18 protein-coding genes are annotated in these 23,422 nt (G+C 46.4%); 9 read left to right on the top strand and 9 right to left on the bottom strand.

The window, feature by feature from the left end:
• The first annotated feature begins 77 nt into the window (after positions 1 to 77).
• The 3 genes from GJQ68_RS02950 to GJQ68_RS02940 all read left to right on the top strand — a co-directional run bounded on the left by GJQ68_RS02950 (position 78) and on the right by GJQ68_RS02940 (position 3,496).
• Complete coding sequence (locus tag GJQ68_RS02950; RefSeq protein ID WP_162415830.1) at positions 78 to 1,451, top strand: exonuclease domain-containing protein; 1,374 nt, start codon at positions 78 to 80, stop codon at positions 1,449 to 1,451.
• A 45-nt stretch (positions 1,452 to 1,496) separates the two neighbouring features.
• Positions 1,497 to 2,516 carry an L-glyceraldehyde 3-phosphate reductase gene (gene mgrA / locus GJQ68_RS02945; RefSeq protein ID WP_162415829.1) on the top strand — a complete coding sequence of 340 codons (1,020 nt, stop codon included), beginning with the start codon at positions 1,497 to 1,499 and terminating at the stop codon, positions 2,514 to 2,516.
• A 182-nt stretch (positions 2,517 to 2,698) separates the two neighbouring features.
• Positions 2,699 to 3,496: a hypothetical protein gene (locus GJQ68_RS02940; RefSeq protein WP_162415828.1), complete on the top strand. Its 798-nt coding sequence runs from the start codon at positions 2,699 to 2,701 to the stop codon at positions 3,494 to 3,496.
• 1 nt (position 3,497) lies between these two features.
• On the opposite strand, the gene GJQ68_RS02935 is transcribed toward GJQ68_RS02940, so the two are convergent.
• From GJQ68_RS02935 to GJQ68_RS02910, 6 genes are all read right to left on the bottom strand, one after another.
• Positions 3,498 to 4,124 carry a hypothetical protein gene (locus tag GJQ68_RS02935; protein ID WP_162415827.1) on the bottom strand — a complete coding sequence of 209 codons (627 nt, stop codon included), beginning with the start codon at positions 4,122 to 4,124 and terminating at the stop codon, positions 3,498 to 3,500.
• A gap of 37 nt (positions 4,125 to 4,161) precedes the next feature.
• A complete protein-coding gene (locus tag GJQ68_RS02930) occupies positions 4,162 to 4,875 on the bottom strand; it encodes an SIR2 family NAD-dependent protein deacylase (RefSeq protein ID WP_162415826.1) in 714 nt (237 codons plus the stop codon).
• Positions 4,876 to 4,894: 19 nt separating this feature from the next.
• Positions 4,895 to 6,790 (bottom strand): OmpA family protein, encoded by a 1,896-nt coding sequence (locus tag GJQ68_RS02925; RefSeq protein ID WP_162415825.1) that lies wholly within the window; start codon positions 6,788 to 6,790, stop codon positions 4,895 to 4,897.
• Positions 6,791 to 6,796: 6 nt separating this feature from the next.
• Positions 6,797 to 7,954: a hypothetical protein gene (locus GJQ68_RS02920; protein WP_162415824.1), complete on the bottom strand. Its 1,158-nt coding sequence runs from the start codon at positions 7,952 to 7,954 to the stop codon at positions 6,797 to 6,799.
• 620 nt (positions 7,955 to 8,574) lie between these two features.
• Positions 8,575 to 11,988 carry a DUF1080 domain-containing protein gene (locus GJQ68_RS02915; RefSeq protein WP_235941018.1) on the bottom strand — a complete coding sequence of 1,138 codons (3,414 nt, stop codon included), beginning with the start codon at positions 11,986 to 11,988 and terminating at the stop codon, positions 8,575 to 8,577.
• A 29-nt stretch (positions 11,989 to 12,017) separates the two neighbouring features.
• A complete protein-coding gene (locus GJQ68_RS02910; RefSeq protein WP_162415823.1) occupies positions 12,018 to 13,283 on the bottom strand; it encodes a Gfo/Idh/MocA family oxidoreductase in 1,266 nt (421 codons plus the stop codon).
• Between the two features lie 170 nt (positions 13,284 to 13,453).
• Between GJQ68_RS02910 and GJQ68_RS02905 the strand changes: the two genes are divergently transcribed.
• Complete coding sequence (locus GJQ68_RS02905) at positions 13,454 to 13,678, top strand: hypothetical protein (RefSeq protein ID WP_162415822.1); 225 nt, start codon at positions 13,454 to 13,456, stop codon at positions 13,676 to 13,678.
• Positions 13,679 to 13,690: 12 nt separating this feature from the next.
• Positions 13,691 to 13,945, top strand: a complete 255-nt coding sequence (locus GJQ68_RS02900; protein ID WP_162415821.1) for a DUF7218 family protein — start codon at positions 13,691 to 13,693, stop codon at positions 13,943 to 13,945.
• Between the two features lie 8 nt (positions 13,946 to 13,953).
• Here the strand turns inward: GJQ68_RS02900 and GJQ68_RS02895 are convergent, their stop codons facing one another.
• The gene (locus GJQ68_RS02895) at positions 13,954 to 14,196 is read right to left on the bottom strand and encodes a hypothetical protein (RefSeq protein WP_162415820.1); all 243 of its coding nucleotides are present in this window, start codon (positions 14,194 to 14,196) and stop codon (positions 13,954 to 13,956) included.
• 154 nt (positions 14,197 to 14,350) lie between these two features.
• Positions 14,351 to 15,919 (bottom strand): L-serine ammonia-lyase, iron-sulfur-dependent, subunit alpha, encoded by a 1,569-nt coding sequence (locus GJQ68_RS02890; RefSeq protein WP_162415819.1) that lies wholly within the window; start codon positions 15,917 to 15,919, stop codon positions 14,351 to 14,353.
• A gap of 176 nt (positions 15,920 to 16,095) precedes the next feature.
• Here GJQ68_RS02890 and GJQ68_RS02885 point away from each other — a divergent pair, with 176 nt between their 5' ends.
• The 4 genes from GJQ68_RS02885 to GJQ68_RS02870 all read left to right on the top strand — a co-directional run bounded on the left by GJQ68_RS02885 (position 16,096) and on the right by GJQ68_RS02870 (position 21,919).
• Entirely contained in the window at positions 16,096 to 16,971 is an 876-nt protein-coding gene (locus GJQ68_RS02885) for an AraC family transcriptional regulator (RefSeq protein ID WP_162415818.1), read from the top strand.
• A 245-nt stretch (positions 16,972 to 17,216) separates the two neighbouring features.
• On the top strand, positions 17,217 to 19,445 hold the full coding sequence (locus GJQ68_RS02880) for a S9 family peptidase (RefSeq protein WP_162415817.1): 2,229 nt from the start codon (positions 17,217 to 17,219) through the stop codon (positions 19,443 to 19,445).
• A gap of 85 nt (positions 19,446 to 19,530) precedes the next feature.
• Positions 19,531 to 20,448 (top strand): dihydrodipicolinate synthase family protein, encoded by a 918-nt coding sequence (locus GJQ68_RS02875; RefSeq protein WP_162415816.1) that lies wholly within the window; start codon positions 19,531 to 19,533, stop codon positions 20,446 to 20,448.
• Positions 20,449 to 20,536: 88 nt separating this feature from the next.
• Complete coding sequence (locus GJQ68_RS02870; protein WP_162415815.1) at positions 20,537 to 21,919, top strand: aminopeptidase P family protein; 1,383 nt, start codon at positions 20,537 to 20,539, stop codon at positions 21,917 to 21,919.
• Between the two features lie 309 nt (positions 21,920 to 22,228).
• Here GJQ68_RS02870 and GJQ68_RS02865 read toward each other — a convergent pair whose 3' ends face one another.
• Positions 22,229 to 23,422 carry an FG-GAP repeat domain-containing protein gene (locus GJQ68_RS02865; RefSeq protein ID WP_162415814.1) on the bottom strand — a complete coding sequence of 398 codons (1,194 nt, stop codon included), beginning with the start codon at positions 23,420 to 23,422 and terminating at the stop codon, positions 22,229 to 22,231.

Genomic DNA, 23,422 nt, shown 5'->3' with positions numbered 1-23,422 from the left:
AGACTGGAATTCAAGAAAGAAATAAAAACAATTCCTTTTGATTCTCCGGCCAATTGGTTTTATTTTATATTTCACTTATGTATGCGATCGTAGATATTGAAACTACCGGGGGATTCTCGGCTCAGAACCGGATCATTGAGATTGCGGTGGTGTTCCATGACGGAGAAAAAATCACCGGACATTACGAGCGGCTGCTCAATCCTCGTAGAAGTATTCCCTCTTTTATTACGGGGCTTACCGGTATAGATGCCCACATGCTGTCAGAAGCCCCTGATTTTGCACAGGTAGCGGATGAGTTGTGGACATTATTGGAGGGGAAAATTTTTGTCGCCCATAATGTAAGTTTTGATTATAACTTTGTCAGACAGGCATTTGAAGAGGAAAAGAAATCGTACAAGCCCAAGCGCTTGTGTACGGTAAGGCTGAGTAGGAAAATTTTTCCCGGCTTGAGAAGTTATAGTTTGGGCCGTCTGTGCGAATCCCGGGGAATCACGGTGACTGATAGGCATCGTGCGTTGGGAGATGCCTGGGCAACGGCCTTGCTGTTTGGGCAACTGCTACGGGAAGATCGTACCGGGGAGATTGCCAGGTCAATAAAAGGGAAAGAAAAGGCACTTACACTCCCGCCGAACATTAGCCACGAGCAGTACCGCCAAATTCCTTGCGCTACAGGGGTGTATTATTTTCATGATAGGAATGGAAAGGTAATATACGTAGGAAAGGCAGTTAATATCAAAAGCAGATTTGACAGCCATTTTTCGGGGAAATCGAAAATCAGCCTAAAATCCGAGATTTGCGATATCAGCTACGAACTGACGGGTAGTGAGCTGCTGGCATTGCTGCTGGAAGCCATGGAAATAAAGCGACTTTGGCCCAAATACAACCGCTCCCTGAAGGTAAAAGCCACTTCATGGGGGATATTTGCCTACCAGGACCAGCAAGGATACCAGCGTTTTCAGGTGAGTAAGATTTTTCCGGGAGTAAAACCGCTGATGACCTTTACCAGCCACACGGAGGCCTGGAAACTCGTTTCGGACAAAACGGAGGAACTAGTGCTTTGCCCCAAATTATCCGGTATTCAGAAAACCTCCGGAGCCTGCTATGACTATCAGTTGGGAAAATGTGCCGGTGCCTGCTGCGGGGAGGAATCGCCAGAAGCCTACAATCAAAAAGCAGCCCTATTATGCAGTGGCACCTCAAGCCAACAAGGAGAACGATTTCTGATCAAAGATCAGGGAAGGAACCGGGAGGAAGAAGCCGTATTGCTTGTGGAGGACGGGTTTTTGGCGGCGTTCGGATACATCGATCAAACGGCCCAATGTCAGGAAATTGGTGAAGTAATGCGTTTTCTAAAGCCAGTAAAAAGAGTGGTAGAGACACAGGCATTGCTTCAAACTTACCTCACTAAACTCCCGGCAAACCGGATTATTCCTTTGAACGGGATGCAATAAAGTAAGCAGAAACGTACCTTTAGAAAATAACCAAATAAAATAACTATGAAAATTAACGATCAAGATCCGCTATTGCCCTATCAACCTGATTCGAAACGGTACGAATCCATGAAGTATAGAAGGTGTGGCAGGAGTGGTCTGGACCTTCCCTTGATTTCGCTGGGTCTTTGGCATAATTTCGGGCATAGCGATGATTTCAAAAACGGCAGAAATATACTGCGGACTGCCTTTGACATGGGAATCACCCATTTTGACCTGGCCAATAATTACGGTCCTCCTTATGGAGCGGCCGAAGAAAATTTTGGGAGAATCTTTCAAAAAGACTTCAAATCCCTTCGGGATGAGCTGATTATTTCATCCAAGGCAGGCTGGGACATGTGGCCGGGACCCTACGGTAATTTTGGCTCAAAGAAATACCTGGTGGCGAGCCTGGACCAAAGCTTGAAGCGGATGGGATTGGACTATGTGGATATCTTCTATCATCACCGACCCGATCCGGACACCCCTCTGGAGGAGACCATGGCCGCATTGGATTTGATCGTAAAGCAGGGGAAAGCCTTGTATGTCGGAATTTCCCAATACAGTGCAGAAGATACGGCAAAGGCTTCGAAACTATTAAAGGAGATGGGCACTCCCTGCTTGATTCATCAGCCGCGTTACAGCATGATGGACCGATGGGTAGAGGACGGTTTGCTCGATGTGCTGGAATCAGAAGGAATAGGCGCTATTGCGTTTTCTCCACTGGAACAAGGGGTTTTGACGAATAAATACCTGGACGGTTTTCCGGAGGATTCGAGGGCTGTTAAAGACGGCCGGTACCTTCAAACAGAAAAACTAACTCCCGAGCTGTTGGTTAAAGTAGAGCAACTGAATGATTTGGCGAAAAATAGGGGACAGAGTTTGGCGCAAATGGCCATTGCCTGGCTGCTAAAGGACCGGCGCATTACTTCCGTATTAGTAGGAGTGAGCAAGGCTTCCCAGATCACAGACAATGTGAATAGCCTGAAGGTGCTGGATTTTTCCAAGGAAGAACTGGCAAAAATTGAGCAACTGCTCAAGTCTTGAATGAAGGCGATTTGATCCAACGCTTTTTTTGACTCCCTAATTTACGTTTGATAGAAAAATCCTGTGTGAATCTTTTTTCATGCAGGATTTCTTATTTCTTATTTGTGGTAAAAAATACGGATAATCGGTGTTTATTTTGTTTTAATATTTGTATATTGACTGAGAACCCAATTAACCAAGTTATGAAAAAGCAGCTATTTGTGGCTATTGTAGCCCTATTCGCAAGCATCAGCCTTTCGGCGCAACAACAGCAGTATGTGGTCTTTGAATTTATCAAAGTAGAACCCGACCGGGTGTTGGATTACCTGGAATACAAGGATTTTTTGGCCCAGGTTCATCAGGTTTCCAAAGATAATGGTCATATCAAAGGCTGGGATTTATGGTCGCTGCAGTCCGGGTCCGATCTGGAAGGAGAAAATTTCCAGTACGTAACCGTTACCTACTACGAAGATCCCGTAAAAATGATGGATGGAAACAACGTGGATATGTGGGTAAGCAATGCGCTTGAAGCCTTTCCGGACATGGATGAAGAAGCCGTTCGAAAACGGATAGGCGATGCCCTGGACATGCGCGACCTTGCCGTAAGAAGTTACATGGTAGAGGTGGCACGGACCTCGGATGATTTTGAATTCAAGCCGGGAATATTAGCTTCCTTTGATTTGATGAAAGCAGTTGAAGGCAAATTTCAGGATTACGAAAAAGCCGAAAAGGAAGTATTCCTTCCCATCCATGAAAAAAAGATACAAGCAGACCTGATGGAAAACTGGTGCTTTCTAAGAACAGCCCTTCCCACGGGCAGCGAGGCGAAATCTACCCACCTGACCATGAATGTGTATTCCGATTATTTGCAATTCTTTAATTCCATGGAATACGAGGATATGGAAATCACCGAGGAGCAGCAAGAAGCGGTAGAAGAAGGCCTAAACTCACGAGATCAGAAATGGGTTTACCTGGCCACATTGGAAACGGTGGTGCGCTAATTCAGTTTGAGGGATTAAAAACCTCGTTTTTCCAACCCATCTGCCTGCAGGTCAAAACCATCAGGTAATTGACACCGGTATGGAAAACGACCAATAAAAATATGGCCAATAAAGGGACACCAAAAACCTGATAAGGCCAGGCGTAGGTCCATACCCCTAATTGGATGGTGATTATTTCACCAATCGTGGGGAAAATCATGGCCACTAAAAGGGTAAGGATAATCTTTTCTCCGGCTCTTTGTAGGCCTAGAGAGCGGAAGAGGTCTTTTTCTAATTGGTAGACAAACGTAAAGGCCAATGCCCAGGCGAAAGGAAGCCAATAGGGAAAGCTCCGTTGCCCCAGGTCATGGTATTCCCAATGATTAAAATAGATTCCCCATCCTTCACAGCAAACCCCCAAAACTCCCCCTATTAGGGCACCGGTTGCGAATACGTATTTATCATCTGCATGAAGCCGCCACTTTTTTACCAGGGTATATACCAGGTATAAAGCCAAGACCAAGCCAACCCAGGCATCGAAAGAATGAAAAATACCGATAAAAAAACCGGCAAGGATAAGTTTCAGCAGGCTTTTGGCCAGTATTTTACCGGTTTCCGTTTTGGGCGAAATTTTAATAGCTGTTTTCAATAGTAGCTGTTTTGTCCGCAAAAATAGTAAAAAAGAGTTAGTCTGGAAAAAACCATTTTTTCAAATGCTCCTCCATGAGTAATACGCCCTTGCCCGCTTTTTCCTCAATGGGTATTAAATGCTTCGCAGGGTAATAGGAAGGCATTTTGGGATCGATGATGAACTTTGGTATTTCCGAAGCGGCCTCGTCCAATAAGCCGGCGGCCGGGTAAACCATTAGTGAGGTGCCGATAACAGCAAAAGCATCGGCACCTTTTACTGCTGAAATGGCCGCTTCCATCATGGGCACGGGTTCGCCAAACCAGACAACAAAGGGCCGTAATTGGGAGCCTTTTTCACAGGTATCACCCGGGTTAATTTCAAATCCCTCTACCGGGTATACAAGACTTGGATCCAAACTGCTTTGCGCTTTGAACAGTTCGCCATGTAAATGAATCACCCGCGAGGAACCGGCCCGCTCATGGAGGTCGTCTACATTTTGTGTAATGATGGTCAGGTCGAACATTTTTTCCATTTCCGCAAGCTTTAAATGTGCAGGATTTGGTTGTGCATCTTTGCAGGCCTTTCGACGTTGGTTGTAAAAGTCCAACACCAGTTCCTGATTTTTTTGCCATCCCTGGGGAGTAGCCACCTCCATCACATCATGACCTTCCCACAATCCATTATCATCCCGAAACGTACGGATACCACTTTCCGCAGAGACTCCCGCACCGGTTAAAACCACCAGGTGTTTTTTCTCTTGTTTGTCCATCGTAAAAGCCTGTTTTTATTTAGTCAACCCCTGAATTTAAAAATAAAATCTGAACTTCTACCTTTCTGTCTTCAGGTTGCGCAGAAGGAACCCGGGTTCTGACCAATTGTGCACCGGGTTGGCGCTGAATTCGATCATTAGCGATCCCAAATTCCTCCTCCAGGGCCCCTGCTACCGAGAGGGTGCGTTTTTCGACCAGATTAAGGTTAAATGTAATGCTTCCGGTGTGATCTGCATAGCCCTTTAGGGATACCATGGCATCCGGAAAACGCCGTAGGGTATGGGCTACCTCCTCTAATTTTGTCAACGCAGCTTCGGATAGCTCACTTTGATTTATTTCAAAATAAATGTCCGTATAAAGGGCAGGCAGGCTTAATTCCGTGGTGATGGTGTCTCTTGTTTCGTTCAGGATTACGATTTCCGGCAACTTGCTACCCGGTAGGGGAAATGGCTCCGACCGAATGGGCACCGCTGGATTTAGCCGAAGCCCGGTTTTTATAGACAGGCTATCGGGGCTAGCCGGAGACACCAATGGTAGGTCCGAAGCCCTCTCCGTAACGTCTGGATCTGCAGCTTCTGCTGCTGGCCTCCGAACCAAGGGAGCAATGACGGGTACAAATACCCTGCTGGAGGATTGGTTTTGTTTGGTATTGGAATACCTTTCGGAAGGAAGGGATCGGATTCGTTGCTCCTGCTGGTTTCTTTTTCTGAAATCAGCATAGCTTTCAGGATAAACCTGGAAATTCGAATACGGTTCAGGGTAGTCAGGGTAAGCCCGATAGAAGGTAGTAGGAGTGAGGGGTTGCTCCATTTCATCATTTGAATAATCGAATTCAGGATAATAGGCTCTGGACTCTATCTGGAAATAACGGTTTTCGACGCTATCTAATGCAGGAATTTTCTTTTCTGATGCCACGGCACCTTGAAAATAATAGTCGGCTATCGGTGATTCAAGTGAATCCATCGTACCCGGGTTTTCACCGGAAGGATCAGCGGGTATAAACAACTCCGGAGCAGCCGTATTCTGAATGGTGTCGGGCAGGGATGGATTTATCCCACTACTAGGGGAGGTTTCGGAGCGAGGCGCTTCCCGGTAGGTCGTAGCGGAAGGACTAATAATACTGGCTTTAAAGCTAGCACGGTTAGGTGCAAAGCTGAATTTTATGCCCAGTTGATGCTGAAATAACCACTCCCTTTCAGGACCCCGCTGAACCGGTTGATTTCGGATACCGGCCGGGGAAAAAAAAGCTCCGGGTGCTGTGAAAAGTTGCGCACCATTCGTTTGCGCATTGGACTGGATAAACAATTCAAATTGTCGGCTTACCCTTAGCCTCAGTCCCAGGCCCATGTCCAGGTACGTTCGCTCCCCGGACTGATCTTGCCCGGTTACTAATGCTTTTTCTCCTCCAGAAGAATCCTGCAAGGGACTACCTGCAACAGGCTTGAGGGTTTGGCTTTCCCAGGTACGCCAACCCATTCCTATAAGCCCATAGGGTGCCAGGAGGGATGTTTCCGGAAGTATCTTGCCGTTGTCCATCCGAAAGATCAATGCCGAACCAATATTCCAAAGGCTAGACTCGTAATGAGTGGAATGGTATTGCTTGGGGGATCCGTTTGAAAACGGCACACCATTACCCGCAAAAGCCTGCCTACCGCCATGAATGGAAAGCCCCAGTCCAGCCCTCAGACGTTTCTCCAGGCTCATATTCCAATTTGATTCCGGCACTAAGGGGAAAGATGTACGGAATGCTTCCGGTATATCCGCAAGTTGTTGCAACCGATAGGTACTCAGTTGACCATAGTAATTGGTATAACCCGTAGCAACACCCAAACGCCAACGATATTGCTGGGGAAAAACTTCTGTTTGTAGAAGAAAGTACGTAAGGAAAAGCAAGATACTGCTTCTGATCATCATCTGTTTTTATTTTCGTAATCCCAACCAAAGGCTGAATTCAGCACTGAAGCCAACAAAGGGGTATAATGTGATGTTCTCAATATTGGAATTTACGTCCGTAGCGGTGAGGACGGCACCGGCGTTGAATCTCAATACCCGGAATAAACTGTAACCCAGCCCTACATATACGGGCCTTCCGATGATAGGACCGCTGATCTCCTTCTGATTGCTATCCCTCATATTGCTGAAAAACACGCCGGTTGAAAGGGAGGCATTGCCCAATATCTTGGTGAAATTTTTGTTCCCAAGAGGGACAGAGATACCTCCAAAGGCGGAGGTCCCATAATCCAGGTTATTAAAATCTCCGCTGAAATAGGTTCCCGCATACCCAATGCTCAAAGGGAGGTAATAGGGTTTGTTTTCCGTAGGGTAATTTTCAATTACCCGAACATCTACCAGCATCAACATTTGATTACGCAGGTATTGACTCGTCTCTGACTTAAGAAGGTTAATTAACTCTTGTTTTAACTGATTCGTAAAGAGGGCCTGATCCTGTATATTCGGATCCGTTTTTTTAGAAAGTAAATTAAATCGTGCCTTATTAAGCTTAACACCAGCTATCTGATCTATTTTTTGCTTAACAACATCTGAAAATCCCTCAAATTCCTGATCTAGCGGATGCAGGTAGTTTTTTAAGCCCTGTCGTACAATCTCATTCAGGTGGTCAATCATGGTATTCGGCCGACTCATGGATTGTGTGCCTCGCTTCCCGGCCAGAATGGTGGCCTGAACGTAGCTTTCCAGATTTTCATGCAAGGCTTCCCTCAGGGAGAGGGTTTCCCCGGCATCTGACTCGCTGTAAAAGTAAAATTTCAGGGTATAATTATCACTGCTGCGTAAGGGGTAGGCAACAAAAATTTCATAATTCTGGGGGCTACTTTGATAAGGGGCCTTCCAGAAATAAAAGTCTGCCTGGTTTTCATTCTTTTTACTCTTGAAGATCTTGAGCTCCACTCGTTTGATACCGGTTGGTAAATTCCCCTCTACATAAAAAGGAGCTTCAGAGGGCAGGGGTAAGCCACCGTTCAGTTGATTTTTTTCCGTCGAAAATACAATCGATTGATGCTGCGCCTGCACCGAAACCGATAGGAGAACTAAGACAACGATCCATAAATATTTTTTCATATGCATGATTAGAATAGTGATTTTTTAGAGGTTTGTAAAAGCCTACCCGGATAAAAAAAATCGAATAAGCATCAAATAGCTTAATAAAATAGGCAAAAACTAAGCCAAATTATTCTTCTATTGAACTTTTATTTGGTTTTGCCGGGAAGTTAAGACGGGTGTTTTTTTCTGAATTCGATTTTCGGCTTAAAAACGTCGATGAAACTTTAATTTGGCGATATAATCAGCATTCTTTGGCATTTTCGGTGAAAGAAGAAAAACCCATAACCTGAGTTCGGGGTGTAAAAGAGGTAAAAAAACCTCATCGCTTGGCTAGATTCGGGCAGCGGAAGCCAGGGTAATCTGAAATGTTGAGGGACTGCCAAAACTTTTCCCGCCCAGGAAGCTGGATGTAAAGGTTCCCAGTGAGGATAATGAAGTTTTTTTCAGTTATAAGGTCGAACTCCGGGTGCTTGGGGATTCTTGTTTTTTAATCCATCCCGACCAGAAATTGGAAAGGTAAATTATCCATAAACCGAAGCGGTTACAAATGGGAGGCAATAAGTCCAGATAAGTAGGCTGTAGAAACAAAAAAGGTTGCCCCATAGAGGCAACCTTGTTTTCGTTTTGAAGGGCGTATTTTATAGTTCTTTCACACGGATGTTTTTGAAAAACACCACGTCTCCGTGTCCGAGGAAACCGATGTGTCCTTTTTCCCGGAAAAGTCCTGGATGCTCCCGTCCGTCAAGCGTACCATTTTCTTTTGCTTCGGCAATGTTTACATCCAATATTTCGGTACCGTTCAGGATTACCTGAATCCGGTCTCCCTTTACAATCACTTCCTGATAGTTCCATTCGCCCACGGGGTTTTGATGACCCTTGGTGGCAGCAGCAACACCATACAAGGAACCGTGGTACTGGTACTCTTTTAATTCGCTGTAAATTTCAGCCGTGTCGTCCAAAATCTGCAATTCCATCCCTGCATAGGCCGCATCCCCTTCCAGTGGGGCGCGAATTCCGAGACCGTTATTGGCTCCCGGTGTAAGTTTGAATTCAAATCGGAAGGCAAAATCGCTGTATTCCTTTTCTGTCATCAGATTGCCCTGCCCACCTCTGTCCGGGTATATGGCCAATACCCCGTTGTCCACAACGTAGTCTGTTTTGTTTCCGGTCCATTTGTCCAGGTCGGTACCATCAAATAACACCTCAAATCCAGCGTCTATTTCTTCCTTGCTCAACTCAAACTTAGGAGCACCGGTCAATTCCCGAATATAGATGTCCCGGTAGGCTACATAGGTACCGTGTGCCTGCAATTCAATTTGTCCTTCCGGAAAGATGGATTGCTCCCGGTCCCAATAATTTTCTAAGGGCACCTCGTCCACGACCAATTCCCCGTTGAGGTAGACCGTCACCTTTTCTCCCTGCATGCGGATGTGGAAGGTGTTCCATTCTCCCACCGGGTTATCCGCTACTTTAAGCGGTTTGCTTGGGTACGTTTGGTTGTTGTACAAGCCACCAGAACCAACTTCTGCCCCCACATCGGTTCGGGCGGTATCCCAGATTTGTACCTGCGGGGTGCCGCGCAGGTAAAGACCGGCATCTCCATCAGCGGTGATTTTCCAGTCAACAAACAGTTCGAAGTCGCCAAAGTCTTTTGTGGTGGCAATGTTTTGCCCCTCTCCGGTGAATATCAGCAGGCCGTCTTCGGCTTTCCAGCCCGTTTCCATGATTTCATCCGCTTTGGCCTGCTCTCTTGAAAGGGTTCGCTCGTTCATTTCTGATCGTTCGATGGGGTTGCTGAATACCCCTTTCCAACCGTCCAGGTTTTCCCCGTTGAATAAGGAATAGTATCCTTTTCCTTCCGGCATTTCATCCAGGTATTTCCGTAGGGAGGTTTTGTAATATTGGCTGTCCTGCCCGCTGATGACATTGATGGTTTTTTCTACCATATTTCGCACCTTTTCTCCATAAATGGCTTCGTTATTTAGAACGATGTTCATAACGGCCCTGGCAGCAGCTTGCTGATAAGCGGCTGCTTCCTGGTATTCGCCCGCTACCAACAGCGCTTGAAAAGTAGGGTAGTTTCCCAGTTGGCCGAGAGCAGCCAATACTGTTTCATCGGATTCAGCCAGTTCCAGGGCATTGCGCAGCATCAGTACTTTTTGGTTATCGGTTTCTTCCATGGTAGGCACCAGGCGGATAAAACCCATCAGGGCATTCTCTCTCAGGGCATCGCTGCTTGCTTGCCTGGCGATGTCCAACAAGGCTCCTGTTGCCAATGGATCTTCAGCCTGGTTCAGGGCGGTAACCACGGCCTGTTGCCGTCCAGCGTTTCCACTTTCGTAAAGATCCTTGAGCTTTTCCAACGCTACCTCTCCACCTGTCTTGGCCAACACTTTATAAAGGTAGGCTTGCTTGGAATCCGGAAGCTGCGGCAATAAATCCATGGCCCATCGGGTTTCGGCCGACTGATCGTCTTTTTGGGCGTTGGCCACAATAATGGCTTCCTGTATTTTGTTCAGGTTGTCAGGAGATTGTTCCTCTCGTAACAAGGCTACCAGCCGGTCCAGGTTCCGGGGAGTGGCCATTTCCGAAAGCGCTGTTAAAGCCGCTTCTTTGACCGCAGGTTCATTGTCGGTAGCAGCGTCAAAAACCGTCTCGATCTGATCCTCGGCTGCCCGTGAGGCCAGCAGGTTTATCAGCACTGTTTTTTTATCTGGAGCTGCTCCTGGTATTTTTCCGGCGATAGCTGCCGGTACCTGCGATCCTTTCATGGTTTTTAGGGCCGTTACCAGTGCTTCTGTTTCGCTTTCATTGCTGGTAGTTTCCAATCTGTCCAACAGCGCATCCAGGGCGAGGTTATCGCCGGCGGTCACGACGGAAGCGATGCTTGCCATCCGTACCTCCAGATCAGTGCTCTCAAGGTAGGGCAAAATGGCCTGCGCCACGGCTGGATTTTTTACATTTCCCATCCTTCGGATAATGGCTGCTTTTGCTGCTGCCGATCCCTTATCCAGATTTGATTTCCAGTCATCCAGGTTAGCAATAAGTGCCTCGTCTGATAGCCCTTTCAACGCTGATCCTCTAAATCGGGGATGATCATCCAACGCTGCTTTCATTAATAGCTTTTGGCTTTTTTCAGGTTGCATTTGGACCATTAGCCCCAGGGCAGCAGCTTTGGTGTGGTACTGATTGGTAGTTTCCGTTTTTTTATAAACTTTTTTAGCTAGTTTATAGGCTTTTTTGGCTTCTCCTTTTTCCTCCAGGTTGGCGATGTATCGTATGTATAATCCGGAGGCGTTGCTGGGATCATAGGTGAAATCAGCCATTTCTGCTGCGGCATAAAGGGTTTTGGCACTTCCCGGATCTGCCTGGCTTGACAGGGCAAAGAGGGCCACTTTTTTCAATTCCGGATTGACTGAAGCGGCATAGTTCGTAAGTTCTTCCACCGCTTCGGAGCTGTCGAAACTGCCCAGAGCCTCGATGTAACTGGCTTTTTTGTCATCCTGATCAGAAGCACCCAAGGCCAGAATCAGGGCTCTTTCGGCCGATTCCGAGCCGATGTTGGCCATTACGCGAGCGGCGGTTCCTGAAAGCCGGTCATCCTGCAAAAAAGCTTCCACATAGGGCACGGCATCTTCCTTTCCAATCCACTTAAACTGGGTCAATAGGAAATTTTTTGCTTCGGGGTCTTCCAGCTGATCAAGTGCTTTTCCGTAGGCTTGAACGGCCATGCGTGCCAGGTTTTCGCGAGACGGGTGACTGGCATAAAAGGCAAAACCCGCCAAGGCGTATTCCAGTTGTTCATTTGATGTTCCTGGTTTTAACATTAACGCCAGTTGGGTTATGCCATCTTGGCCCAGGTCTTCCATTTGGCGCATGGCATTTTGCAGGGCTTGAGCGTCGGCCGCCGGAAAGCGGTTGAGCAGGTCGGCTATCTTGGTGGCGGTTGTCCGTCCATCATCGAGTTGGTTTTGTGCCTGGCTGAAAAATACCTGTCCAATGGCCAGGCACAGCACCAATGCTACTTTAAGTAATGAATATCTTTGCATCATTCTAATAATTCCTTTAAAATTAGTTGGATCTATATGGTGTAGGGTGCCCGCATGGGTTGATCAATAAGCCTATTGGCTCCTTCATCGTTGATAAACACTTGTTTTACCGGGTCAAATTCCAGGTCTCTGCCCAGTCGAAGGGCTACCAGACCCATGTTGACCAGCGTGCAGGAGCGATGTCCGTTTTGTTCATTTAGGGCAAATTTCTGCCGGGTTTTTACTGCCTCTACAAAGTCAGTGACCTGGGGTGCAGGATCCGGAAACTGGGCTAATTTGCGCTCCATATTGGGAATGTCTGACTTGAATCCCCGATAAAGCTTCCCCTCCGGCCCTTCGATATAAGGAGCTTCTGTGGTACCTTCCCCATCTAAAATTATCTGACAACCATCGTCGTAGGTATAGGTGATTTTTCGCCAGGTACCTACCGCATCCGGGTGTTGCTGCGGCGCATCAATTTCTACCTTCACCGGGTTGGTTTGGTCTTTTCCCAGAAAATACTGGATGGGATCCATGTAATGTTGTCCCATATCGCCCAATCCACCTCCGTCATAATCCCAGTAACCCCTGAAGGTGCCGTGGGTACGGTGTTCGTGGTAGGGCTTATAAGGAGCAGGACCCAGCCAGCGCTCGTAGTCCAATTCCCGAGGAACGGACATGGTGTCCAGACCGGTTCGGCCTACCCAGTAGAACTTCCAATCAAATCCAGTCAGTTTTCCAACGGTGACCTTTAGCGGCCAACCCAACATGCCGGAATCAACCAGTTTTTTGATGTTCTTCACTTCCGTATTCATTCCGTAAAAATTGGCATCGAAGCGAAACCAGGTATTCAGTCGGAAGATATTGCCGTGTTGTTTGACTGCTTCCACTACTTTTTTCCCTTCGCCTATGGTCCGGGTCATCGGTTTTTCACACCAGATATCCTTTCCCTCACGGGCCGCATCCACAGCCATAATTCCATGCCAATGAGGCGGTGTAGCAATGTGGACGATGTCTACTTCGGGAAGCTGAATCAATTCCCGGTAATCGGAAAAGGTCTTGACTCCCTGACCCAAGGTTTCCTGGGCAATACCGATATGGCGCGTGTCCACATCGCAAATAGCTACGGTCTTGGTTCCGGCATATTTAAAGTGACCTCTTCCCATGCCGCCAACACCAATAACCCCCTTGGTAAGGTGATCACTTGGTGCAAGGTAACCTTTTCCTAGCACGTGTCGGGGTACAAGGCTGATGCCCCCCAAGGCCAGAAGGCTTCCCTTCACAAAGCTTCTTCTGGATTTTTTTGAATTATTGCTCATATTTCTATAAAATTTTTCTGAACTATTAGTACGTGAATATATTTCCTTGCGGAAGGATAAACAAATAAAATGGGACTTCAGGTAAAATTTTGCTGTGAATAAAACAATTTCAGCCTTTTTGGAATGATTTTGGTTCTGATTAGCATCAAAGAAACCAAAATAATCAAACCATGAGCACCGAAAAAAATCAAGATAAACAGCCTGAAAATTTTAAAGACAACAGCTTTGACGAGGCGCAGGAAGAAGCCCGTGATGGAAAGGGACCCAAATCTGCCGATTCGAAGAAAAAGAAAAAATCGAAAGAAGAAAAAGCAAAGGATGATCTGATGCGCGCCAAGGAAGCTGACAAAGAATGGAGCAGTGAAAGCGATCGGTTCCGAAGAGATAATGCCTAAACCAAAACAGCCATGCCTGACAAAAAAATCCCCCAAATAAAAAATGAAGATCAGTATGAAGCGTTACGGGATCAAGGGTATAGTAAGGAAAAATCCGCCCGTATTGCCAACACCCCCGATCAGGTAGCAGGTAGAAAAGGAGGAAAAGCTCCGGCTTACGAAGAATGGACGCGGGACGAATTGTACGACAAAGCCCGCGAAATAGGCCTGTCTGGTATTAGTAAACTTCGCAAAAAGGAGTTAATAGAAAGGTTGAGGAACCACTGATCCTCTCGCTACTGCTGCTTATCTTCTTCCTCTTTCCTTTTCTTCATGGCTTTTCTCCAGAAAAAATAGCCAATAATGACTAGAATCGGAAGAATGATAAAGATCACCAAGTTACTGGTGTCGCTCAAATCTACTGGACCCCGTGGTTTGGGAATTCCGGGTTGAACCTGAGCATAAGCCTGAAATCCGGAAAGGAATAAAATGAAGGAGGTCAATAGGTGGGGTTTTAGAAAATTTAGTAACTGTTTCATACCCTAATAAGCACAAATAACAAGCCAAAATCTGAAGAAAAAGAAGGAATTGTAGCTACGGAAGGGAAGTAGACAAATATACCAGGTCAGTCATCCTACCTAGCTACCTGCTAGCCCACCCTTCATAATCGGTAACTTGGAAATTGAGACCCGATTAACAACTTTTATAAAATTGCCCTTTTCCCAATTTGCGTTCGATTTCTTTTGCGGTTTTGGTTATGGACAGTCCACCCAGATTGGTACATCTAAGGGTATTTGGGATGCTTTTACCTACTTCATACATGGTTTCGATTACTTCGTCCAATGGGATCAGGTGATCGTAATCTGCAAGTGCCATGTTTGCACAAGAAAGGGCATTGGAGGCAGCCATGACGTTTTTATTAAGACAGGGAGCTTCAACCCGATTTCCTATGGGATCACAGATCATGCCCAGCGAACTTTGAAGTGCCATGGAGGCCGCAGAAATGCTTTGGGTAAGCGTGCCCCCCGCCAGGTATACCAATGCTGCCGCCCCCATGGATGAACCGGAACCACATTCGGCTTGACAACCACCAACTTCGGCGGCAAAAGTAGAATGTGCCGCAATAAACACGCCGATCAGGCCAGCAATCAACAAGGCTTTTACCGTTTCCTCCTCCGACAAACCCAAGGCATCCGAAACACCCAAAACGGCACCGGGCATTGCGCCGCAGGATCCGGCCGTAGGAGCAGCCACGATCACTCCCATAGAGCTTTTTACCTCCATGATTGCAGAAACATACATAATGATGCGGTTGAGCACGTCCCCATCTACTAATTTTTTACTTTCCATCAGGGATTTAAATTTTACAGATTGGGGCCCCAGGATTCGGTCCTCGTAGTTGGTTCCTTTGATGCCTGTGCTGATAGCGTCTTTAAGTATTTTTCGAATGGTATCCATTTTGGCCAATACCTCCGCCTCCGAAATGTTTCCCCGGATGCTTTCATACCGAACAGCCAGTTCCCATAGTGATAGCCCTTTGTCCTCATTATAGGCCAGCATTTCGTCGCAGGTTATAAAAGGCACTTTCTGGTTTTTGGCAGTCAATACGGGTAATACAGGCCGGATCTGTTTTATCCCGGATACCGCCTCCATCTGTTCCAACTCTTGAATAAGTGCCGCATCCGGAAATTGTTGGGCTTTGATTTCGATATAGGGCTGGTTTCCGGAACGCAATTCCAGGCTATCGTAGCTCAATTCATGTTGCAGGTAGTCCATGACCTGTTCCGGATGGGTAGTGTACACCAATGTCAAAAAGCAGTCCCCTGCAAAAGATACAGGAGCCTGGTCTATTTCGATCACTTCGATCATTCCTCCCCCGGTGGAAATGGCTGTGAGTTGGTGGGTCTCCCAGGGGTTGGTCAAGGTGATTTTATAGGTGTTTGGATGATCGGCTTGAATGTCCCGGATGTTGATCTTCACCTGAATGCCCGCCGCTCCCAGGTGTTGCTCGGCCCGGACCAGGCGTTCATCGAAGGCTTCCCAGCCCAAAAATCCACCGAATAATCCCATATCCGATCCCTGTTCTTTGTGCGTGGTTGCCAGGGAACCCTCCGGATCAAAATCGATTTCGATTGAAGAAATACTCCCTTTCATCAGGTCATGGCCTATCCTGCCGATCCGCAGGGAAGCGGCACAATGGGAACTGGAAGGGCCTCTCATGACAGGGCCTACTACATCATTAAATATACTTGGAAAATTCATCGTCTAATTAGTATTGGTTATTAGTTAAATGTAGTGGATTTTAAGCGGGTACTATTTTCAAATATTAGCTTTTGTGTATACTATCTTAGCAATTTCGTCTTTATTTGTATGCTTTTTTGCTTTTTATCTGCAACTAGTCTAAATTAATGCACTCGGTAACCAATCGTATTCTAATCATGCAGCCGCTACATTTTAAAGTACCTCGATTAAAAGAAGAAACCATACGGGTGGAATGTTGGGATTTGGATAATTTCTTTGAGCCCATACACTACCATGAAGAATTTCAGATTACGCTGATTTTGGAGGGGGAGGGATCGTTGTTTGTTGCAGAAAGTGTCATTCCTTTCAAAAAGGGAGAAATTTACCTATTTGGTAAAAATTTACCTCATGTTTTCCGTAACAAAGATTTTTCCTTTGCGGGTGACATGCATCATAAAGCGAGGGCCATTTCGGTATTTTTTAATCAGGATGTACTCAAAAATGCCTTGTGCGATATACCGGAAGCCTATGCGATACAGCGGTTGATTGATTTTTCCGTGTATGGGGTTAAGATTTCTACGGTTATGCAGGCACAAATCAGTGAGAAATTAAACCTGTTGCCAGGAAAAAATTCCTTTGAAAGGTTTTTGGGTTTGCTGGATATTCTGGAATCGATTTCGAAGGATAATAATTTGAATTTCATTTCCTCGCTGGGGATACCTATTCATTCCGTTCAGGAAAACCTGCCTAAAATTAACCGGGTGTTTGATTATGTTCGAAATAATTTCAGTGAGAAAATCAGTCTCAAGCAAGTGGCGGAAATGGTCAACATGTCTCCCACTGCTTTTTGCAGGTATTTTAAATACAAAAGTCAAAAGACTTTTTCCAGGTTTTTGATTGAAGTAAGGATCGCCAATGCCTGCCGCATGCTTTATCAGGATGATTTCAATACCTCAGAATGTTGTTACAGTTCCGGGTACAATAATTTATCCAATTTTCATAAGCATTTCAAAAGTGTCATGGGGATGACTCCCCTTGAGTACCGAAATAATGTCTTGAAAAAGGCAAATTAGCCAAATTTTTTTTTTCTAGTAGCGTACGCCCATTATCAAGGAAATGGAATATTGACTCAATAATTTAGTAGCCTCAAGCATCAAAATTTCATTTTCGTTAAAATACCATATCTTTTGGATAAAATGATGGAATGCTTAATGCTTCCGAAGGCTCTATCTTTATGCCTGTAGTTAATTGAAATCCCAACGGCTGATTTAGCAGGTCAGCGGTATGGGTTTAGCGTAAATATTAGACGAATTATTTAATGAAAAAGATTGTTTTAGTTGTTTTTTATTTTTTCACGGTTGCCGGTCCGGTTTTTTCCCAAGCACCACTTAGTTTGGAGGGAATTTACAGGGATAATGCGTTTACTCAGAAGCGATTCGGCCCCATCCGCTGGATGAAGGATTCGGAAAGTTATTCCAGCATTGAAAAGAACCCCAGCTTGGATGGGCATGATATTGTCCGTTATGAGGCGGTCAGCGGGGATCGTTCGGTGCTCATTTCGGCGGAGGAGTTAATTCCGGCTGGTGCCACGGAACCTTTGGAGGTGGCCGATTACCAGTGGTCGGAGGATAACAGTAAAGTATTGCTTTTTACCAATACCCGAAAAGTATGGAGGTACCATACCCGGGGAGATTACTGGGTACTGGATAGGGATCAGAAGCAATTAACGCAACTGGGAGTCGGGCTTTCTTCTTCCAGCCTGATGTTTGCAAAATTCTCTCCGGATGCCTCTAAAATTGCCTATGTAAGTGAGCATAATCTATTCGTTGAATCCTTGGTTAGTAAGGAAATCACTCAGCTAACGGAGGATGGCGACGAAAACATTATTAATGGCACCTTTGATTGGGTGTACGAGGAGGAGTTGGGTTGCAGAGATGGTTTTAGATGGAGTCCGGATGGTGAAAAAATTGCCTATTGGCATTCCGATACACAGGATATAGGTACGTTTTACCTGATAAACAACATCGATTCTATTTATTCACAGCCCATTCCCTTGCCCTATCCCAAGGTTGGGGAAAGGCTTTCTTCCGTAAAAATCGGGGTTATTTCTGCGGAAGGGGGGGCTACCAAATGGTTTGACATTCCCGGTGATCCCCAAAGTAATTACCTGGCCAGAATGGATTTTATCCCGAATTCTCAGGAGGTGTTGATTCAGCAACTTAACCGGCCCCAAAACAAAAACACCGTTTGGATAGGGGATACCAGGACTATGGAACTGACCGAAATTCTGGAAGAAAATGAGGAGACTTTTCTGGATATCCATGATAACCTGATCTGGATGGATGATCAACAGTTTTTTACCTGGACCAGCGAAAGGGATGGCTGGCGCCATCTTTATAAAGTTTCCCGAAATGGAGCCTCCATGACGCTGCTGACGCAGGGAGCCTTCGATGTGGAAAGGGTGAGCCATATAGACCCGGAAGGAGGCTTTGTATACTACATTGCCTCCCCTGAAAATTTCACCCAACGGTATTTATACCGAAGTCCGATTCATGAAACAGGGAAGGCGGAACGGATTACACCGGCTGGCATCCCGGGTCAACATGCCTACCAGTTGTCAGGAAATTCGCAGTTTGCCATTCATACCTATCACAATGCCGTTACGCCCCCGACGATTTCCCTGATTGAGCTTCCCGGGCACAAGGAATTGCGGGTGCTGGAAGATAATGGAGCGTTGAAAGAAAAATACGATGCGTTGGGCCTCAGACCAAAGGAATTTGTGAAAATTGATATTGGAGAAGTCACATTCGATGCGTTTATGATTAAGCCTGTCGACTTTGATCCGTCCAAAAAATACCCGCTAATCATTTATGTTTATGGCGAACCGGCGGGGTCGACCGTGCAGGACGGCTGGATGAATGGTGATCTCTGGCACCAATACCTGGCGCAAAAGGGATACATCGTTATGAGCATCGACAATAGGGGAACAAAGACCCCCAGAGGAAGGGATTGGCGGAAATCCATCTATGGACAAATAGGGATTCTGGCCTCAAAGGACCAATATGCCGCCGCGCAAAAAATCCTTTCCACCTATGATTTCATCGATGCGTCCCGTGTGGGTATCTGGGGATGGAGTGGGGGAGGGCAAATGACCCTAAACTGCCTTTTCCGATACCCCGAGTTATATAAAACCGGCATTGCCGTTTCCTTTGTTTCGGATCAGCGACTTTACGATGCCACCTATCAGGAAAGGTATATGGGATTGCTGGAGGACAACCCTAAGGGATATTTCGAAGGTTCGCCCATTAATCATGCTGAAAACCTGGAAGGAAACCTGCTGATCATGCACGGAACAGCCGATGATAACGTGCATTACCAAAGCTTTGAGATGTTAGCAGACCGGTTAATTCAGCACAACAAGCTGTTTTCCATGATGGTATATCCCATGCGTGCGCACGGGATCAATGAAAGAGAAAATACATCACTCCATCTTCGAAGGACCATGGAAAAATTCTGGATGGAGAACTTAACTCCTGGTGGAAGGTAAGCAGCGGATCAGAAAAGGGTAAACATTGTTTTTTTAATAATCAGAAAATGCTCAGTACTACGTTAACACACTTAATAACAAAGCTATGATAAAATGGAAAGGAGTATTTCCGGCAATTACCACCAAATTCACATCTGATGACCAGCTAGACTTAAACGCTTTTCTTGCCAATATAAAGGTTCAGCAAAAAGCAGGTGTCGATGGTATTATTTTAGGAGGTAGTTTGGGGGAGGCCAGCACCTTGACCGACCGGGAAAAGGAGACTCTTGTCAAATCGACCGTAGAAATGATATCGGGAAAAATACCCGTAGTATTAACCATCGCCGAACAATCCACTAAAAAGGCCGTGGAGGCCGTTGAAGCGGCCAATGACAGTGGTATCGAAGGTTTGATGGTTCTTCCTCCGATGAGGTATTACGCAGACGACCGTGAGACGGTAACCTTTTTTAAGGAGATTGCCGGTGCTACCGACCTGCCTATCATGGTTTACAATAATCCTATAGATTACAAAATTCTGGTGACCCCAGACATGTTTGAGGAACTGGAATCCTGCAAAAACATACAGGCCATCAAAGAATCATCCAGAGACCTAACCCTGATAACTAAAATGATCAATCGCTTTGGCGATCGGTTTAAAATTCTGGGTGGGGTAGACCCCCTGGCTTTAGAAAGTCTGGCCTTGGGCGCGGAAGGTTGGGTAGCAGGGTTGGTTTGCGCCTTTCCCTACGAAACGGTCGCCATATATCGCCTGGTAAAAGAGGGAAGAATGGAGGAAGCCCTGGAAATTTACCGGTGGTTTTTCCCACTCCTGGAACTTGATATCCATCCCAAATTGGTGCAATATATCAAACTGGCTGAAGTAGCCACTGGATTGGGAACCGAATACGTACGGGCACCCCGACTGATGCTTGCAGGAAAAGAACGCGAACGGGTAGTCAAAATTATAGAGGATTCCCTGGCCTTGAGACCCACCTTACCAACCTGGGAGAGAATTTCACTCTAATAAACCTGTAAATTCCAACTATTTTGCAGAAGTTTAGCGTGTAGACGGCCATTTTAACTCGTAAGGATACCAACTGATTTTAACCGCAATGCATTTATTTTCGACAGAAACGTACATTGAAAGAAGAAAAAACCTCAAAAAAATCATGAAAGGGGGTGTCTTGTTGTTTTTAGGAAACGAGGAAAGTAGCAGTAATTTTAAAGATAACTGGTATCCATTCCGGCAGGATAGTTCTTTCTTGTATTTTTTTGGACTGGATGTACCCGGATTAGCGGCGGTTATAGATATTGACGAAGATAAGGAAATCATCTTCGGAGACGAGCTAACTACGGAACAACTGGTTTGGCATGGGGATCAACCCAAATTGGCGGATTTGGCCCGGGCTGTCGGAGTTGCTCAAACCTTGCCCTGGAAAGAAGCAGCAACCTACCTGGCCAAAGCCTCTCACAGGAAGATCCATTACCTGCCTCCTTACCGACCGGAAAATTGCCTGAAACTCATGCATTGGTTTCATCTTCATATAGATCAGCTTCCCCTGCAGGTTTCTGAAGAATTTATCAAAGCCGTTGCGAGGTTACGATCCATTAAGTCTGAGGAAGAAATGGTGGAAATAACCAAAGCGGTGAATCAAACGGTACAACTACACCGGAAAGTCATGCAACTGGCTCGACCGGGTATGTACGAATACGAATTACTCGGTTTGGTGAACGGAGAAGCACTTGCCGGAGGAGGAGGGCTTTCCTTTCCTCCCATTATTACTATCAATGGGCAGACCCTTCATAACCACCATTATGGGAACAAACTGGAGGAGGGGAGGTTATTACTGGCTGATTTTGGCACCGAGTCGGCCATGCACTATGCAGGAGATATTACCCGTACCTTTCCGGTGGGGAAGCAGTTTTCGGCATCCCAAAGAGAAATATACGAAGTAGTTTGGAATGCCCATAGGGCGGCAATTGAAGCACTGAAGCCGGGGGTTCGGTTTTTGGATATTCACCTACTGGCCTGTAAGCAGTTAGTGGAGGGACTTAAAACCCTCGGACTGATGAAAGGCGACGTGGAGGAAGCTGTTCAGCAGGGAGCGCATGCCTTGTTTTTTCCCTGTGGACTTGGACACCTGATGGGCCTGGACGTTCACGATATGGAAGATCTGGGGGAAGCCATTGTGGGCTATACCGATGAACTGAAAAAAAGCAGTCAATTTGGCCTTAAATCCCTGCGATTGGGAAAAGAATTAGCAAAGGGACAAGTACTTACCGTAGAACCGGGAATTTATTTTATACCCCAGCTCATGGATTCCTGGCAGGCCCAAAACCGGTGCAAGGACTTTATTGATTATGAGAAGTTGGAAAAATACCGCACGTTTGGTGGTATCCGCATCGAGGATGATTTTTTGATTACGGCCGATGGATCAAGGATACTTGGCGAGCCGCTGGAAACTTCTCCCCGAGAAGTGGAATCGCTTCGCTAGGATGCGGATTGAAGAAAAAAATAGTAGTTAACGATTTCCGACAAATGGGGTATACGCTTGTAGCTTTGCCGTCCTTATAAGCTGGTTTTCTTGTACAGTATTGGAGATCAATTGAGCCACCATAAAAAGGATTGGTATCCACAAGGACCGCGTGCGGGCGTATTAGCTGTATCCGCTGGACTTGCCCGATTAGATGAGGACAAAGAAATCTCTGAATATGGTTCCTTATCAGGTATTGGGGCCTGGAAATACCGCGCAGGTACCGCAATTCAGCAGCTCAGCCAATACCCCGACTTTAGCATTGGGACCTCATCTCAGTTGCTCAAATACAAATACTCCCTTTTTATTGGCTACCACGATATCCACCAGCCCGTTGCCGTTAAAGTCTTCTGTAATCACATGAACCCCCACACCGGAATCGGTATCGATCACATGCTGGATCCACTCAGGGTCAGGCCCCGGAACAAATTCGTACCAGGACAAATAGGGGGTGTCGTATTCTCCGGGGTCGTTTCCCATATGGGCAAAATACCGTTTACCGGTAACCAGGTCCGGATGCCCGTCTCCATTGATATCCACCAATTCCATTCCATGCGTTTGCGTAAAGGAATCGTCGATCAGGTGGGTTTCCCACTGCCCGGATTTTTTCTGTTCGTGCCACCAGATACCCAATTGATGGGCAGAGGATGAAACCACATCCGGCAGACCGTCTGCATTGAAATCCTGCACGTACATTTGTGCTGCTGGTTCGCCCAGATTGGCGGCGTGAAATTCCCAGGGGCCTTTGGTAGGGTCTTCGGGGGCTTCCCACCAACCCGCTGTGATGAGCAGGTCCTCCCTTCCATCCCCGTTGATGTCCCCCATGCCCATACCGTGGGCAAACTGCGCCGTGCCCGGACTTTCTTTTTCACTGATCGGGTATTTTGTCCATTCCAGATTGTCTGGGCCGGCAGGTGCTTTGAACCAGACCATTTCTCCCGTTTCCGGAATGCTGCCTACGATATCCTTGATACCGTCCCGGTCTACATCAAAAAAGCCTGCCGACTCGTTGCCAAGCGATTGGTGAATCAGGTGGACCTTCCAGTGTCCGGGCTGGTTTTTGGGATTTTCAAACCATTGTACCTCCTTCCCGGGAAAACCAATTCGGACAAAATCTACCCATCCGTCTTGATTGACATCCATGCCGTAGCTAATAAAGGCATTGCTGTAGCCCTTGTCGTAATGAAATGTTTGCGGTTCTTCCAGTTCGTGGGCCGTCCAATCCGGTGCTTCAAACCAATAAGCCCCGGCCATCACGTCCATCAAGCCATCCTGGTTGACATCCCCGATGGCTACTCCCTCTGCCAGAAAGGTGGTGCTGAGGGTATGTTTCTTGAAGGAAATAGCTTTAGCAGGTGTGCCGGATTGGTTTTGCTGCGCCAGGCAGGCAAATGACCACAGGCTTCCCATCAGGACGATGAGAGCAGTCGGAAATTTGGCATTAAAGGCGAATCGGTATAACAT

It is taken from the genome of Cyclobacterium roseum (assembly GCF_010119225.1).
In the GTDB taxonomy this organism is placed as follows: Bacteria; Bacteroidota; Bacteroidia; order Cytophagales; family Cyclobacteriaceae; genus Cyclobacterium; species Cyclobacterium roseum.
The sequence above is the reverse complement of the archived record's forward strand: the minus strand, read 5'-3'. Positions and strand labels throughout refer to the sequence as shown.